14 protein-coding genes are annotated in these 15,988 nt (G+C 71.0%); 2 read left to right on the forward strand and 12 right to left on the reverse strand.

Annotated features, from left to right (window positions below; translation table 11 throughout):
* Window positions 1-12: 12 nt before the first annotated feature.
* Together ACFW3L_RS20185 and ACFW3L_RS20190 are read right to left on the reverse strand one after the other, a co-directional pair.
* The gene (locus ACFW3L_RS20185) at window positions 13-1,611 is read right to left on the reverse strand and encodes an acyl-CoA carboxylase subunit beta (protein WP_378742708.1); all 1,599 of its coding nucleotides are present in this window, start codon (window positions 1,609-1,611) and stop codon (window positions 13-15) included.
* A complete protein-coding gene (locus ACFW3L_RS20190; RefSeq protein ID WP_378742710.1) occupies window positions 1,608-3,371 on the reverse strand; it encodes an acyclic terpene utilization AtuA family protein in 1,764 nt (587 codons plus the stop codon). Before ACFW3L_RS20190 ends, ACFW3L_RS20185 begins: the two co-directional genes overlap by 4 nt.
* A gap of 152 nt (window positions 3,372-3,523) precedes the next feature.
* Here ACFW3L_RS20190 and ACFW3L_RS20195 point away from each other — a divergent pair, with 152 nt between their 5' ends.
* Together ACFW3L_RS20195 and ACFW3L_RS20200 are read left to right on the forward strand one after the other, a co-directional pair.
* Window positions 3,524-4,012 carry a hypothetical protein gene (locus tag ACFW3L_RS20195; RefSeq protein WP_378742712.1) on the forward strand — a complete coding sequence of 163 codons (489 nt, stop codon included), beginning with the start codon at window positions 3,524-3,526 and terminating at the stop codon, window positions 4,010-4,012.
* A gap of 79 nt (window positions 4,013-4,091) precedes the next feature.
* Complete coding sequence (locus ACFW3L_RS20200) at window positions 4,092-4,667, forward strand: hypothetical protein (RefSeq protein WP_378742714.1); 576 nt, start codon at window positions 4,092-4,094, stop codon at window positions 4,665-4,667.
* 3 nt (window positions 4,668-4,670) lie between these two features.
* On the opposite strand, the gene ACFW3L_RS20205 is transcribed toward ACFW3L_RS20200, so the two are convergent.
* From ACFW3L_RS20205 to ACFW3L_RS20250, 10 genes are all read right to left on the reverse strand, one after another.
* The gene (locus ACFW3L_RS20205) at window positions 4,671-5,960 is read right to left on the reverse strand and encodes a thymidine phosphorylase (RefSeq protein ID WP_378742716.1); all 1,290 of its coding nucleotides are present in this window, start codon (window positions 5,958-5,960) and stop codon (window positions 4,671-4,673) included.
* A 99-nt stretch (window positions 5,961-6,059) separates the two neighbouring features.
* Complete coding sequence (locus ACFW3L_RS20210) at window positions 6,060-6,473, reverse strand: cytidine deaminase (protein ID WP_378742718.1); 414 nt, start codon at window positions 6,471-6,473, stop codon at window positions 6,060-6,062.
* Window positions 6,452-7,711, reverse strand: coding sequence for an ABC transporter permease (locus tag ACFW3L_RS20215; RefSeq protein ID WP_378742720.1), 1,260 nt, complete (start codon window positions 7,709-7,711; stop codon window positions 6,452-6,454). The genes ACFW3L_RS20210 and ACFW3L_RS20215 overlap by 22 nt, the downstream gene beginning before the upstream one ends.
* Window positions 7,708-9,261, reverse strand: a complete 1,554-nt coding sequence (locus tag ACFW3L_RS20220; protein ID WP_378742722.1) for an ABC transporter permease — start codon at window positions 9,259-9,261, stop codon at window positions 7,708-7,710. Before ACFW3L_RS20220 ends, ACFW3L_RS20215 begins: the two co-directional genes overlap by 4 nt.
* The gene (locus tag ACFW3L_RS20225) at window positions 9,258-10,865 is read right to left on the reverse strand and encodes an ABC transporter ATP-binding protein (protein ID WP_378742724.1); all 1,608 of its coding nucleotides are present in this window, start codon (window positions 10,863-10,865) and stop codon (window positions 9,258-9,260) included. The genes ACFW3L_RS20220 and ACFW3L_RS20225 overlap by 4 nt, the downstream gene beginning before the upstream one ends.
* Before the next feature lie 181 nt (window positions 10,866-11,046).
* Window positions 11,047-12,102 carry a BMP family protein gene (locus ACFW3L_RS20230; RefSeq protein WP_378742726.1) on the reverse strand — a complete coding sequence of 352 codons (1,056 nt, stop codon included), beginning with the start codon at window positions 12,100-12,102 and terminating at the stop codon, window positions 11,047-11,049.
* A 348-nt stretch (window positions 12,103-12,450) separates the two neighbouring features.
* Window positions 12,451-13,182, reverse strand: coding sequence for an alpha/beta fold hydrolase (locus ACFW3L_RS20235; protein ID WP_378742728.1), 732 nt, complete (start codon window positions 13,180-13,182; stop codon window positions 12,451-12,453).
* A gap of 138 nt (window positions 13,183-13,320) precedes the next feature.
* Window positions 13,321-13,665 carry a biotin/lipoyl-containing protein gene (locus ACFW3L_RS20240; RefSeq protein WP_378742730.1) on the reverse strand — a complete coding sequence of 115 codons (345 nt, stop codon included), beginning with the start codon at window positions 13,663-13,665 and terminating at the stop codon, window positions 13,321-13,323.
* 5 nt (window positions 13,666-13,670) lie between these two features.
* The gene (locus tag ACFW3L_RS20245) at window positions 13,671-14,690 is read right to left on the reverse strand and encodes an alpha-ketoacid dehydrogenase subunit beta (RefSeq protein ID WP_378742732.1); all 1,020 of its coding nucleotides are present in this window, start codon (window positions 14,688-14,690) and stop codon (window positions 13,671-13,673) included.
* The gene (locus tag ACFW3L_RS20250; protein WP_378742734.1) at window positions 14,687-15,724 is read right to left on the reverse strand and encodes a thiamine pyrophosphate-dependent dehydrogenase E1 component subunit alpha; all 1,038 of its coding nucleotides are present in this window, start codon (window positions 15,722-15,724) and stop codon (window positions 14,687-14,689) included. Before ACFW3L_RS20250 ends, ACFW3L_RS20245 begins: the two co-directional genes overlap by 4 nt.
* Window positions 15,725-15,988 lie beyond the last annotated feature (264 nt).

The raw sequence follows: 15,988 nt of genomic DNA on the forward strand, positions 1-15,988 counted from the left end.
TCCTTCCCCTTCTCACATTCGGAAGACACCGAAGCGGTCGGTGCCGCGTACCGGTGCGTTGCTGGCGAAGGACAGGCACAGCCCGAGGACGGTGCGGGTGTCGCGGGGATCGATGACGCCGTCGTCGTAGACCCGTCCGGACAGGAACGTCGGCAGGGACTCGGCCTCGATCTGGTGCTCGATCAGCTCCCGCATCGCGGCGTCCTGGTCGTCGTCGTAGGGCTGGCCCTTCTTGGCGGCGGAGGCGCGCGAGACGATCGAGACGACCTCGGCCAGCTGCTTGGGCCCCATGACGGCGGAGCGCGCGCTGGGCCAGGAGAAGAGGAAGCGGGGGTCGTAGGCGCGGCCGCACATGCCGTAGTGCCCGGCGCCGTAGGAGGCGCCGATGAGCACGGAGAAGTGCGGGACGGTGCTGTTGGAGACGGCGTTGATCATCATCGAGCCGTGCTTGATGATCCCGCCCTGCTCGTACTCGGCACCGACCATGTAGCCGGTGGTGTTGTGCAGGAAGACCAGCGGTGTGTGGGAGCGGTTGGCGAGCTGGATGAACTGGGTGGCCTTCTGCGCCTCGGCGCTGAACAGCACGCCGTTGTCGTTGGCCAGGAGGCCGACCGGGTACCCGTGCAGGGTGGCCCAGCCGGTGACCAGGCCGGGGCCGTAGGACGGTTTGAACTCGTCGAACTCCGAGCCGTCCACCACGCGCGCGATGACCTCGCGCGGGTCCACCGGGACCTTGAGGTCGGGCGGCATGATCCCCAGGAGCTCCTCGGCGGGCAGCAGGGGTTCGCGGACCTCGCGGGCGGGGACGGGTCCGGCCTTGACGTGGTTGAGGCGGGCCACGATTCGGCGGCCGAGCCGGATCGCGTCGTGCTCGTCCTCGGCCAAGTGGTCGGCGAGGCCGGAGACCTCGGCGTGCATGCGGGCGCCGCCCAGGGACTCGTCGTCGCTCTCCTCGCCGGTGGCCGCCTTGACCAGCGGTGGACCGCCGAGGAAGACCTTGGAGCGGTCCCGGACCATGACCACGTGGTCGCTCATGCCGGGGACGTAGGCCCCACCCGCTGTGGAGTTGCCGAAGACCAGGGCGATGGTGGGGATCCCCGCGGCGGACAGCTGGGTGAGGTGGCGGAAGGTGCCGCCGCCGGGGATGAAGATCTCCTTCTGCGTGGGCAGGTCGGCGCCGCCGGACTCCACGAGGCTGATCATGGGCATCCGGTTGCGTTCCGCGATCTCCCCGGCCCGCTGCGACTTGCGCAGGGACCAGGGGTTGCTGGAGCCGCCGCGCACGGTGGGGTCGTTGGCGACGATCACGCACTCGACGCCCGAGACCACGCCCACCCCGGTGACCACGCTGGCGCCCACGTGGAAGTCGCTCCCCCACGCGGCCAGCGGGGACAGTTCGAGGAAGGGGCTGCCCTCGTCCAGGAGGAGTTCGATCCGTTCCCGGGCCAGCAGTCCGCCCCGGGCACGGTGCCGCTCCACGTAGCGTTCACCGCCCCCGGCCAGGGCCTTGGCGTGTTCGGTGTCGAGCTCGGTGAGTTTGGCGAGCATGGACTCCCTGGCCTCGGCGTAGGCCGGGCTCCGGGTGTCGAGTCCGGAGGTCAGGACGCTCACGGGCCCTCCTCGTGTCGCGGGGTCTGGGGCAGCGGGGTCTCGGGCAGCAGGGACGCGGGGACGGGCAGACGGCGGGCGCGCAGCCACTCACCGAGCCCCTTGGCCTGGGGGTCCAGTCCCTCGCGGCGGGCGGAGCCGGTGGCGAGGATCCCCTCGATCCAGAAGTTGGCGGCCCGTAGTCGGGGCAGCAGGTGGCGAGTGACCCGGAGGTCGGCGGTCTCGGGCAGGAGCTCGCGCAGGGTGTCGGCGGTGAGGGTGTGGGCCAGCCAGCGCCAGCCCTCGTCGGAGGTGGCCCACACGCCCACGTTGGCGTCAGCGCCCTTGTCGCCGCTGCGCGCGCCCAGTACCAGGCCCAGGGGTGCGACGCGGGTCGGCCCCTCGGGCAGGGGTTCGGGGAGCGGGGGTTCGGGGACCTCCGTGAGTGCTCTGGTGCGCTCGGGGTGCGGGACGTGTTCCCGCTCCCCGTCCGGGGTGATGACGGTGTGCTCGACCTCGGCCGCCGGGACCAGCGCGTGGGAGACGGTGACCCCGTCCGGGCGGGCGTCGCGGGGCGGCGCGGTGATGTGGAACCCGGCGTAGCTGGCGAGCGCCAGTTCCACCGCGGCGGCACCGAAGCGGCGCCCGATGACGGCGGGGTCGTGGTCGCGGGCGACCACGCGCAGCCGGGCGGTGGCGTCGTCCTGGGTGTCACCGTGGGGATCGCGGGCCGGAACGAACGCGAACCGGAGGTCGGCGGGGCCGCCCCTGGCCAGTGCGGCGCGCATCTGGCGCTCGGCCCGGGCGGCCTTGTCCTCCGCGTCCAGTCCGGTGACGAGGAACTCGACCTCGTTGCGGAAGCCGCTGATCCCGGTGAGGCCGACCCTGAGCTCGGGCGGCGGGGCCTCCCCGGTGACCCCGCTGATCCGTACCCGGTCCTCGGCCTCCTGGTCGAGCCGGACGGTGTCCAGGCGGGTGGTGACGTCGGGGCCGGGGTAGCGGGCGCCCCGGATCTCGTAGACGAGCTGCGCGGTGACGGTGCCCACGGTGACCGCGCCGCCGGAACCCGGGTGCTTGGTGATCACCGAGGTGCCGTCGGCGGAGATCTCCGCGATCGGGAACCCGGGGTGGTCCAGGTCGCGTCCGGCGAGCTCGCGCGGCAGGGCGTAGTTGCCGCCCGTGGCCTGGGCTCCGCACTCGATGACGTGTCCCGCGGCGGTCGCTCCGGCGAGGGCGTCGAGGTCGTCCCGGGTCCAGCCGAAGTGGGAGATGGCGGGGCCCACCGCCAGGGAGGCGTCGGTGACGCGGCCGGTGACGACGATGTCCGCCCCGGCGTCCAGGCACCGGGCGATCCCGAAGGCGCCCAGGTAGGCGTTGGCTGTGAGGGGGGTGCCGAGGTCGAGTTCCTCGGCCCGGTGCAGCAGGTCGTCCCCGGTGACGCAGGCGATACGGGGCTCGAAGCCGAGACCCTCCGCTAGTTCGGTGAGGCGGTCGGCCAGGCCCCGGGGGTTGAGGCCGCCCGCGTTGGTGACCACGCGGACCCGGCGTTCCATGACGGTGGCCAGGCACGCACGCATCTGCCGCAGGAAGGTGCGGGCGTAACCCCTGCTCGGGTCGGCCAGCTGGTCGCGACCGAGGATGGCCATCGTGAGTTCGGCCAGGTAGTCGCCGGTGAGCACGTCGACGGGGCCTTCGGTGAGCATCTCGTGGACGGCGGCGAGGCGGTCACCGTAGAAGCCCGAGGCGTTCCCGATCCACAGGGAGGGGGCTGCTGTAGCGGTCATGGGAAAGAGGGTGACACCGGACACAGAAAAGAACAAGCACCCGTGATTGTTTTTCCCCTGAACGACGACCTCGGGCGAAATGGCCGGAACCGGCCGCAGTCAACCGGTTACGGTGCCGCGAAACGGGACGGACGCGGGGTATTTTGGCGCGCGTGAGTACCTCCTCAGAAGACACCACGTCCCCCACCTCCCCCGACGAGTCCACCGAGACGCCCGGGTCCGAGCCCACCCCCGAGACCCCGGCCGCCGCGGTGTCCTCACCCGCCTCCGAGGCGTTCCTGGAGGGCCAGCACGCGCCGCGCCGCGCTCCCCTGTTCGGTCCCGGGACCCTCAGCGTGACCGGGCTCCTCATGCTGGCCACCACCCTGCTGTCCACCCAGCTGATCGGGATCTTCAACACGCAGACCCTCATCGGCGCCGAGGGCACCCTCGGCCCGGCGGTCCAGGGTGAGCTCACCGGCGCCGGACTGTTCTCGGCGCTGGCCGTCCTGTGCTCGGCCGCCGCGCTGTTCCGCTCCGGACCGGAGACCAGCCCGTGGGTGCGCGCCCTCTCCGCCGCCACCGTGCTGGTCGGGCTCCTGTTCGTCGTACTGACCGTGCTGTCGTACGTGCTACTGACCGCACCGACCTCCGCCGCCTGACCGGAAATTGGCGGTATCCCTTGCCTGAGCAGGTGATTCTTAGGTCCCGCTTATCCCGATACGCGGGTACGTTGGCCGCGTGAGTACCGCACCGGAAGACAACGACAAGCCCGAGAACACCACGAGCACCGGCGGGGGCTCGCCGCAGCCGAAGTTCGAGCCGGGGTACCCCGCCGAGGCCTCCGGCACGGCGCGCACCGCCGAGCCCGACGCCCCGGAGGGTGAGGCCGCCGAGGAGGAGGCCGCCGACGACCACGAGTTCGAGGTCACCGAGACCGAGCCCCGCCCCGGCGGCGCCTTCTCCAGCGAGACCCTGAGCATCGTGGGCCTGGCCCTGCTCGCCGTCACCATCTTCTCCAGCCAGCTGCTGGAGCTCCTCACCAGCATGATCATGCTCGGTGGCCAGCCCATCGAGGGCGGCCAGATCCGCTCCATCGAGGCCCAGCTGTGGATGGGCGGCGCGGTGTCACTGCTCACCGTGCTCGCCTCCACCCTGGCCCTGGCCCTGCTCAACCGGGGAACCAGCCCGTGGGCGCGCTGGTCCGCCACGGCGACGACGGTGGTCGGTTTCCTGTTCGTCCTCGTCGCCGCCGCCGCGTTCCTGCTGGTGCCGGACGCCGCCCCGCAGCAGATGATGCCGCCGATGCCCAACTAGGGGTCAGGAGACCCGGTCGATGACCAGGGGGTTCGCCGTCCGCTCGGCCGCGCCGCCGATGTCGAGGGCGCCCTCCAGCGCCCGGGCGGCGCGGTCGAAGCGTTCGGGCTCGTCCGCGTGCAGGGTGAACAGCGGTTCACCCGCCGAGACCTCCTCGCCCGGCTTGGCGTGCAGGGTGACCCCCGCGCCGAACGAGACCGCGTCCTCCTTGCGGGCCCGGCCCGCGCCCAGACGCCACGCGGCCAGGCCCACCTGGTAGGCGTCCAGCCGCGTGACCACACCGCTGGTCGGAGCCAGGACCGTACGGCGTTCGGCCGCCACCGGCAGCGCCGCGTCCGGGTCCCCGCCCTGGGCGCGCACCAGCGCCTTCCAGGACTCCAGCGCGCTGCCGTCGCGCAGCGCGTCGGCGGGGTCCTTCACCCCGTTCTCCCCGGGCGTCATGCCCGCCGCGAGGAGCATCTCGCGGGCCAGCGCCACCGTGAGCTCCACGACGTCGGCGGGGCCGCCGCCCGAGAGCACCTCCACCGACTCCGCGACCTCCAGCGCGTTGCCGACCTGGCGGCCCAGGGGCGTGGCCATGTCGGTGAGCAGGGCGACCGTGCGGACACCGTGGTCGTTGCCGATGTCCACCATCGTCCGGGCCAGCTCGCGGGCGGAGTCGGCGTCCTTCATGAACGCGCCCGAACCCACCTTGACGTCCAGCACCAGCGCGGCCGTGCCCTCCGCGAGCTTCTTGCTCATGATGGAGGCGGCGATCAGCGGGATGGACTCCACCGTGCCGGTGACGTCGCGCAGGGCGTACAGCCTGCGGTCGGCGGGTGCCAGTCCGCTTCCGGCCGCGCAGATCACCCCGCCGGTGTCGGTGATGACCCGCCGCATCTCGTCGGTGGACAGCGACGCCCGCCACCCGGGGATGGACTCCAGCTTGTCGAGGGTGCCGCCGGTGTGCCCGAGCCCGCGCCCGGACAGCTGCGGGACGGCCGCCCCGCAGGCCGCCACGGTGGGGGTGAGCGGAAGGGTGATCTTGTCGCCCACTCCTCCGGTGGAGTGCTTGTCCGTGGTGGGCCGGTCCAGGTCGGTGAAGTCCAGGCGGTCACCCGAGGAGAGCATCGCCTCGGTCCAGCGGCTCACCTCCGCGCGGTCCATGCCGCGCAGGAAGATCGCCATCGCCAGCGCCGCCATCTGCTCCTCGGCCACCTCGCCACCGGTGTAGGCCCCGATCACCCAGTCGATCTGTTCCGGGGTCAGGCGTCCCCCGTCTCGTTTGGCGCGGATGATCTCGATGACGTCCATGTCATGTTCCTTCCGTGTCGTGAAGAGGTGGTGCGCAAAGACGTCTCCCCGGCCGCCGTGGGTCGGCGGCCGGGGAGACGACCGTTGGTGCTCCGCCGGTCAGGCGAGGTTGTGCGGTCCGAAGGCCTGGGGCAGCACGCGTTCCATGGGCAGGATGCCCTCGGGCGTGTCCACCAGCAGGTCCGGCCCGCCGTGTTCGTACAGGAGCTGGCGACAGCGCCCGCACGGCATCAGGGTCCGCCCCTGGCCGTCCACGCAGGCGAAGGCGACCAGTCGGCCGCCACCGGAGGCGTGCAGGGCGCTGACGAGCCCGCACTCGGCGCACAGGCCCACACCGTAGGAGGCGTTCTCCACGTTGCAGCCGCTCACCACCCGGCCGTCGTCGACCAGCGCCGCCGCGCCCACCGGGTACTTCGAGTACGGCGCGTAGGCGTGGCCCATGGCCTCCCGGGCGGCCTCGCGCAGGGCCTCCCAGTCCACTTCCCGTGCGGTCATGACCTGCTCGCCCTCCACTGTTTTCCGATCCCGGCGGGTGCCCGCAGCCGTTGCGAGGCCAGCGAGAGCACCAGCAGCGTCGCGATGTGCGGGCTGTAGGTCGCCAGCTCACGCGGCAGCGAGTCGGTGCTGAAGTACCAGAAGAGCAGGACGATCGCGGCGAGGACACCCGCCACGGCGATGCCCTTGCGGTCCTTGCGCACCTGCCACACGGCCACCACGAGCAGGACCACGGCCAGGAGCAGCAGCAGTGCGTGGATGGCCGCTCCGCCCCCGCGCAGCTGGAGCGCGTCGGTGTAGCCGAACAGGGTGGCGCCCATGGCCAGACCGCCGGGGCGCCAGTTGCCGAAGATCATCGCGGCCAGACCGATGTAGCCCCGGCCGCCGGTCTGCCCCTCCTGGTAGATCTGGGAGGCGACGATCGCGAGGAACACGCCGCCCATACCGGCCAGACCACCGGAGATGACCACGGCGACGTACTTGAGCGTGTACACCGGCACACCGAGGGACTCGGCGGCGTCGGGGTTCTCACCGACCGAGCGCAGCCGCAGGCCGAAGGTGGTCTTCCACAGCACCAGGTAGCTGATCGGGACCAGCAGGATGGCGATGAGGGTCAGCGCCGACATGCGGGTGGTGAGGCCGATGACCAGCGCCGCCAGGTCGCTGACCAGGAAGATGCCGCTCTGCGCGACCGGCGCGAGCGCCTCCGGCAGCCACGGCAGGTTCAGGGTCGGGAACGACGGGGCGGACGGGGACTGGGCCGCGCCGGCTCCGGGGATGTCGGAGTAGACCAGGATCGACAGGTAGCGCATGGCGCCCAGGGCGAGGATGTTGATCGCCACACCGGACACGATGTGGTCCACCGCGAAGGTCACGGTGGCCACCGCGTGGACCAGGCCGCCGAGCATGCCGCCCAGGGTTCCGGCCAGCAGGCCGATCCACGGGTCGTTGAAGCTCCACGCGAAGTAGGCGCCGAACCACGTCCCGAAGATCATCATGCCTTCGAGACCGATGTTGATGATGCCCGCGCGCTCGGCCCACAGACCGCCGAGGGCGGCCAGACCGATCGGGACCGCGAAGGTCAGCGTGGTGCGGACGGTGCCCGCGTCGGTCAGCATGTCCTGGCCGGTGATGACCCGCAGGCCCGCCAGCGACACGAAGACCGCCATGAGCAGGGTGAGGCCGCGCCAGCGCGACCATCCCCGGGGCCGGGACGCCCTGTTCACCGGCTCCATCACGTTGAGTTCCTGGCTCACTGTGCCTCCCCGCCGCGCTTGTCGTCGGTGCCGTCGGTGACGGGACCGTCGGAGGCGCCGCCGTCGGACACGGCGGCGGGCTCCGGGGTGGACTCGGTCGTGCGGCCGAGCTGCCTGCCGATCTGCTGCTGCTGGTAGCGGCGGCCCCAGCGGTGCACGACCTCGTAGACCACGACGACCGTGAGGACGATCGTGGCCTGGGCGATGACGGCGATCTCCTGCGGGATGCCGTCGAAGGGCAGGATGCCCGCCGCCTGGGTCAGGAAGGCCCAGAACAGGGAGGCGAAGACGATGCCCACGGGGTGGTTGCGTCCCAGCAGCGCGATCGCGATGCCGATGAAGCCGATCCCCGTCGGGAAGTCCAGGGCGTAGTAGTGGGAGTTGCCGAGCAGCTGCGGCAGACCCACCAGACCGGCGACCATGCCCGAGAAGAGCATGGACAGGAAGACCATCTTCCGCACGTTCACACCGCTGGCCTCGGCCGCCGACTGCGACTGGCCGGTGGCCCGCAGTTCGAAGCCGAACCGTGTGCGGTTGAGCATGATCCAGTACCCGATGCCCACCGCGACGGACAGCAGGATCAGACCGTAGATCTCCCGGTCCGAGCCGAGGAAGGTCGCCGGGATGCCGGGGACCCAGCCGGACTCGGGGATCGGCGGGGTGCCGATGTTGTTGGTGCTGATCTCGACCGCGAGGCGGCCCTCGCTCAGCAGGTAGGCGGTGATGCCGGTGGCGATCGCGTTGAGCATGATCGTGGAGATCACCTCGGACACGCCCCGGGCCACCTTGAGGTAGCCCGCGATGCCCGCCCACACGCCGCCGACCACGACGGCGGTGAGGATGACGACGAACTGGCTGAGCACCGGGGGCAGCACCAGGTAGCCGCCGACAGCGGCCGCCAGCAGCGCGGCGAGCCGGTACTGGCCGTCCACGCCGATGTTGAACAGCTTCATCTTGAAGCCGATCGCCACGGCCACGGCGGCCAGGTAGTACGTGGTGCTGTCGTTGATGATCTGCACCAGGCTGTTGGGCCGGGTGCCGTACTCCAGCATCCGCTCGAAGGTGGGCAGCGGCGCGATGCCGCTGAAGTACAGGACCGCGGCGGTGACGCCGATCGCGATCACGCCCGCCGTCAGCACGGCGGCGAAGGACAGCGCCATCATCGCGGAGAGGCGGTGGAAGAGCACGAACGCGAGCAGCGAGCCGACCACGGCGCCCAGCGCGGCGGCGACGGAATCGATCAGCGAGAGGTCGAACATCCATGCGGCGACCAGGCCGCCCGCGACCGAGAGCACCAGGGCCATCGGGACGACGAGGATCCGGTGGAGGGGTGTGCCCTCCTCCTTGGTCCCGTCGGAGCCCACCCGGTTCCGGTCGGGGGTCATCGGGGCCAGGACGGCCACGAGGGAGAAGGCGAGGACGACGCCGATGATGAGCGCGGCCCACCACAGCAGGAACAGGTCCAGGACGACGGTGCCCCCGCCGCCCAGGAGGACCGCCAGGAGGATCACGACCGGTGTCGCGACGGTCCGGCGTACGGGGTCACTCATGCGCCGTCCTCGCTCTCGTTGCTGTGGGTGCCCTCAGCACCGCTGTCACCTTCCGTGTGCGCGCCCGCGCCGTCCAGTCCGGCGCCGGTCATGGCGGAGCCGAGCTGCTCGGGGGTGACGCTGGTCGGGTCGGCCTCCGCGACCAGGCGGCCGCGCAGGATGACGTGGAGTGTGTCGGACATGCCGATGAGCTCGTCGAGGTCGGCGGAGATCAGCAGCACGGCCAGCCCGGCGGCGCGGGCCTCGCGCAGCTGCTCCCAGATGGCCGACTGCGCGCCGACGTCCACGCCTCGGGTCGGGTGGGCGGCGACCAGGAACCGGGGGTTCCCGCTCATCTCCCGGCCGATGATGAACTTCTGCTGGTTGCCCCCGGACAGCGCGTCGGCGACGACGTCGATGTTGGGGGTGCGGACGTCGTACTCGGCGACGATCCGCTCGGAGTCGGCGCGGGCTCCGGGCCGGTTGATCCAGGGGCCGTTGACGCTGGGTGCCCGGGTCTGGTGGCCGAGGACGCGGTTCTCCCAGAGCGGGGAGTCCAGCAGGACGCCGTGCCGGTGGCGGTCCTCGGGGATGTAGCCGACCCCGGCCTCGCGGATGCGCAGCGTGGACCAGTGGGTGATGTCGTGCTCTTCGAGGGTGATGGTGCCGGAGCTGGCCCGGCGCATCCCCATGATGGCCTCGATGAGCTCGGACTGGCCGTTGCCCTCGACCCCGGCGATGCCGACGATCTCGCCCTCGCGGATGTCCAGGGTGACGTCGTCGACGACGGGCCGGCCCTCGGCCGAGAGCAGGGTGACCCCGGCCAGGGCGAGCACGACCTTGTCGGTGACGGTGGACTCGCGCAGCTCGGGCACGGGCAGTTCGCCGCCGACCATGAGCGTGGCGAGCTGGCGGGCCGTGGTCGTGCGCGGGTCGGCGGTGGCCACCGTCGTGCCGCGACGGATCACCGTGATGTCGTCCGCGACCGACAGGACCTCGTCGAGCTTGTGCGAGATGAAGATGACCGTCAGGCCCTCGCGCTTGAGCACGCGCAGGTTGTCGAAGAGTTCGTCGACCTCCTGCGGCACCAGCACGGCGGTGGGCTCGTCCAGGATGATGGTCCGGGCGCCCCGGTAGAGGACCTTGAGGATCTCCACGCGCTGGCGGTCGCCGACGCCCAGGTCCTCCATGAGGCGGTCGGGGTCGACGCCGAGCCCGTACTGGGCGGACAGCTCCTGGATGCGGGCCCGGGCCTTCCGGCCGATGCCGTGCCTGCGCTCGGCACCCAGGACCACGTTCTCCAGGACGGTGAGGTTGTCGGCCAGCATGAAGTGCTGGTGGACCATGCCGATGCCGTGCCTGATGGCGTCGGAGGGCGAGTGGAAGCGCACCTCCTGGCCACGGATGTGGATGGTGCCCTCGTCCGGCCGGTGCATGCCGTACAGGGTCTTCATCAGCGTGGACTTGCCCGCCCCGTTCTCGCCGACGATGGCGTGCACGGTACCGGGAGCCACGGTGATGTCGATGTCGTGGTTGGCCACGACGCCGGGAAAACGCTTCGTGATCCCGCGCAGCTCAACGGCGGCGGGTTCGTTCGACCCGCCGCCCGATGGCGTGCTGCTCATCAGACTCCTCTGTGGGAATGTGCGGCGGGGCGCGGACGGGCCTGGGATCGGCCACGGCCGGGACGCCTTCGTCGCGGTGCGGCTACCGGGCGGAGCCGAAGGGGGCTGGCCCCTCCGGCTCCGTGTTCCTTCGTGTCACGGTGCGGGCCCGGTGCCCGCTCCGTGGAGTGTCCCGGAGCCGTTACGGCTGGCTGGGAACCTCGATCTCACCGTCGATGATCTGCTGCTTGAGCTCGTCGAGCTCGTCCTGGACGGGGGCGATCGCCTCTTCGTTGGTCTGCGTGTAGTCCACGCCGCCCTCGCTGAGGTCGAAGCGCTTGATCCCGGCCTCGACGTCGCCCTCGGTGGCGGAGCGGATGAACTCGAAGACCGACACGTCGACCTGCTTGATGGCGGAGGTCAGGACGTACGGCTTCTGCTCCTCCTCGGCGTTCTCGTACTGGTCGCTGTCGACGCCGATGAAGGTGAAGTCGTTGTCCACGGCGGACTGGAGGATGCCGTTGCCGGAGGCGCCGGCGGCATGGTAGATGACGTCCGCGCCGCGGTCGTACTGGGCCTGGGCGGCCTCACGGCCCTGGGCGGGGTCGTTGAAGCCGGCGAAGTCCGGCGGCTGGCTGAGGTAGTTGATCTCCACCTCGATGTCCTCGTCGACGTGCGCGACGCCCGCGACGTAGCCCGCCTCGAACTTGCGGATCAGCGGGGTCTCGACACCGCCGACGAAGCCGACGTGGTCCTCTTCGGTGGTCAGCGCGGCGGCGGCACCGGCGAGGAAGGAGGCCTGCTCCTCGGCGAAGACGAGGCTGGTGACGTTGTCGATGTCCTCGATCTCGGAGTCGACGATCGCGAAGTCGACCTCGGGGTACTCGGTGGCGACGGCCTGGACGGAGGCGTCGTAGGCGAAGCCCACGGCGATGATGACGTCGTAGCCCTCCTCCGCCATGGTGGCCAGGCGCTCCTCCTTGGCGGACTCGGCCTCGCCGTCGGCGGGCTCGAAGTCGTTGGTCTCGACGCCCAGTTCCTCAGCGGCCTGCTCCAGGCCGCGGTAGGCGGAGTCGTTGAAGGAGCGGTCACCGCGACCACCCACGTCGTAGGCCAGGCCGACCTTGAGGTCGGAGGAGACCTCTCCGTCGCCGCCACCGTCGCCACCACCGTTGTCGGCCGCGTTGTCGCACGCGGTGAGTGCGAGCACGCCCGCGGCGGCGACCGCCGCGAACTTGGCTGCGTTGCTGCGCTTCACTAGAAAGTCTCCCCTTCGCCCTCTCAGCGGACCGCATTCCGCGCGGGACCGACCTGAGTTCTGCAGCCGGACGATATCCGCTGGCCGAATGTACTTCTAACCAACGGACGGAGTTGTTATGAAGGCGAGAGCAGAGTGAAACGGGGCCTTACCGGGAAGTTACCAAGAGCACACCGGATCCGGGCAACCTCCGGCCTAATCGCCGTTTTTGACCTCCGGTTCCCCCGAGGAATCCGGCGGTGCGACCGCGCGTGTCGTGACCTTCACCTGTGGTCACACCGCCCCGCCGGAGCCCCGTGCGACCCCACCCGGTCTAGACCGGACTGACCCACTCGGACACGCACGGACTCAGTCGTCCAGGAACCCCACCGCCGCCTGCTTGAAGACCCGCGAGGAGACCGCGTTGGCGTGGTCGCGCCCGGGGATCTCCACGAACGACCCGCCGCAACGCTCCGCGAGCCCGGCGGCGCCCTCCGCGACGGTGTCCCTGGCACCGGAGACCAGGAGCATCGGGACCCCGACGGGACGGGGTTCCTCCTGGAAGGGGCGGGCGGCCTGGCCCCGGACGCAGGCCGCGAGCGCCTCGGTGTCGTTCCCCGGAAGCGCGGCGACGGTCCGGTACACGTGGTCGAAGGGGGTGTCCCCCGCACCCGGGTCGGCGGCGTCCACGCCCGCCAGCGCGTCGCCCGGACCGAACCCGCCCAGGACCGCCCTCCGCAGCCGCTCGGGGGCGGTGAGCGCGAGCTCCCAGGCGAGCCGGGAGCCCATGGAGTAGCCGACGACGTCGACGCGCTCCACGCCCAGGTCGTCGAGCAGCCCCAGGAGGTCGTTGACGAAGTGTTCGGGCAGGTAGAGCCCGCTGTCGGTGGGCTTGTCGCTGGCCCCGTGACCGCGCAGGTCGGGGCCGATCACCCGGCGACCCTCGGCGTCGAGCGCGCGCGGCCATCCGGCGGCGCTCCAATTCATCTCGAAGTTGGTGCCGAAACCGTGCAGCAGAAGCACCGGGAGGTGATCGCCGGGCGCCTGCGGAGGCAAATCCGCATAACGCATTGTCACGCCTCCGACGAGATTCGCGTTCATGAATCTTTTCCGTTCTCGTGCCGGGTTGGGATTTGCTGGAAGCGAACGAGGGCCCATTCAGATGTTCCTATAAACAGAATGACCGGAATCATCGCTCTGTTCGTGTCGACATCCGAACGGGCCCTCGCCGGAACGGCGTCAGTTCGTCGGTGGCCTGAGCCGGACCCGGCGCCGCGGTGTGGCGTCCTCCTCGGGAACACGTCCCACGATCCCGGCCTGCGGCGCCTTTTCCTCGACCTCCACCGCGAAGGTCACCAGGGCGTCCCCGACCGGGACCACCTGCTCCTCCTCCGCGTGCAGTTCCACCACGCGCCCCGCCTTGGGCGAGGGGATGACGACGGCGGACTTGGTGGTCTCGACCTCGACCAGCGGGTCGTTGCGGCCGATCGTGTCCCCGACCGCGACCTGCCACTCCAGGACGGTCGCCTCGACCAGGCCCTCACCCAGGTCGGGGAGGGTGAAGGTGATGTTCTCTTCGGGCATGGGGGCTAGTACTCCAGGGTTCGCTGGACCGCGAGCAGCACGCGGTCGATCGTCGGCAGGTACTGGGACTCCAACGGCCCGGCCGGGTAGGGCACGTCGAATCCGGTGACGCGCTGGACCGGGGCGGCGAGCTCACGGAAGCAGTTCTCGGTGACGAGCGCGGCCACCTCCGCGCCGAGACCGGCGGTGAGCGGAGCCTCGTGGACGACCACGGCCCGCTTGGTGCGGGCCACCGAGGCGGCCAGCCCCGCGGCGTCGATGGGCTTGAGCCAGCGCAGGTCCAGGACCTCCAGGTCCACTCCGTCCTCGGCGGCCAGCTCGGCCACCTGGAGGCAGCGGTGCACCATCGCGCCCCAGGCGACGAGGGTGGCGTGGGTTCCGGGACGCACGATCCGGCTGGTGCCGATGGGGTCGGTGGGCTCGCTCAAGCGGACCGGACGACGGTCCCAGTAGCGGGCCTTGGGCTCCATGAACACGACCGGGTCGTCGGAACGCACGGACTGGAGCAGCAGGCTGTAGGCCTCACCCGGGTCGGAGGGGGCCACGACCTTGAGCCCGGGGGTGTGCGCGAAGAGCGCCTCCAGGCTCTCGCCGTGGTGCTCGGGGGCCTGGATGCCGCCGAAGGACGGCAGGCGCAGGGTGATCGGCATGGGGGCGGCGCCACGGGTGCGGTAGTTCATGCGCGCCACCTGGTTGACGATCTGGTCGACGGCCGGATACGCGAAGCCGTCGAACTGGAGCTCGGGGACCGGCCGCCAGCCGTTCATCGCCAGGCCGACCGCCATGCCCATGATGGCCGACTCCGCCAGCGGAGTGTCGAAGACGCGCTGGTCACCGAACTCCTTCTGGAGACCGTCCGTGACACGGAAGACACCGCCCAGGGCTCCGACGTCCTCACCGAAGACCAGGACCTCCGGGTCCTCCTCCAGCAGCACGCGCAGGGCCCGGTTGATGGCCTGCTGCATGGACAGCTCGACCGTCCGGGTCACGACCGGCGTGTCGGTGTGTTCGATCAGCTCGGTCACAGCTCGACCTCTTCCTGCCAGGTGCGGTGCTGCCGGGCCAGCTCCTCGGTGGTCTCCCGGAAGACGTGGGTGAACAACGCGGAGCCGTCGGGCTCGGGGGCCTCCGCGACCCCGTCGCGGATCTCCTCGGCGCGCTTCGCTGCCTCGGCGTCCACGGTGGCGAGGTCGGTCGCGTCGGCGTGTCCGGCCTCGATCATCGCCGCGCGCAGCAGCTCGAGGGGGTCGCGTCCGCGCCAGCGCTCGGCCTCCGCCTGGTCCCGGTAGCGGCCCGGGTCGTCGGAGGTGGAGTGGGGTTCGACGCGGTAGGTGAGCGCCTCGATGACCGTGGGACCGCCGCCCGCACGGGCACGCTCGACCGCCTCCGCCGTGGCCGAGTACACGGCGCCGACGTCGTTTCCGTCGACGAGGACCCCGGCCATGCCGTAGCCCTCGGCACGCGCGGCGACGGAGCCTCCCGCCACCTGGCGTTCGTTGGGCACCGACAGGGCCCACTGGTTGTTCTGGCAGAGGAAGACGACGGGGGCCGTGAACACGCCCGCGAAGTTCATGGACTCGTGCACGTCGCCCTCGGAGCTGGCGCCGTCACCGAAGTAGGCCATGGCGACGCCGTCACCGCCCCGGAGCCGCTCACCGACCGCCCAGCCCACGGCGTGCGGCACGGGACCGCCGACCACCGCGTTGATCGCGCCGAAGCGGGACTCCATCACGTCGTAGAGGCCCCCGTGCCACAGGGCGCGGTGGGTGGCCATGTAGCCGACCATCTCGACCCCGTAGGCGAGGGCGGAGGCCATCTCGCGGTAGGTGGGGAAGACGAAGTCGCGGGTGGGGTCGAGCGCGCTGGCGCTGCCCACCTGGGCGGCCTCCTGTCCCCGGACGGAGACGTAGGCGGGGAAGACGCCCTGGCGCTGGAGGGCGATGGCCTCGGTGTCCAGGTCACGCGCCGTACGCATCGCGCGGTACAGCTCGCGGGTGAGTGCGGGGCTCAGGTGCTCCACGGTGGTGGCGCCCTGGCCCGTGGGCTCTGGGGTTGGCATGTCGAGCGGCTCCCAACGTGGCCCCGCTCGCGTGGTGGCGCGACCCGGGCTCGGGGTGGTCACGGTCTGCCTTTGATTCTCCGTACAACTGGACAGTTTCGCTAGATACGACCGTACAGTCGATACGATCAGGAACGTGAGACCTGGTTTGGTTCGTATACGTCCAGGATTCACCCCCTCGAACGAGGGAAAACGACACGCAGTGCCAAACATCACGAATCACCATCAACACCACCCAGCTTCCACCCCACCCGAGGACCCCCG

The organism is Nocardiopsis sp. NPDC058789, assembly GCF_042745575.1.
Classification (GTDB): domain Bacteria; phylum Actinomycetota; class Actinomycetes; order Streptosporangiales; family Streptosporangiaceae; genus Nocardiopsis; species Nocardiopsis eucommiae.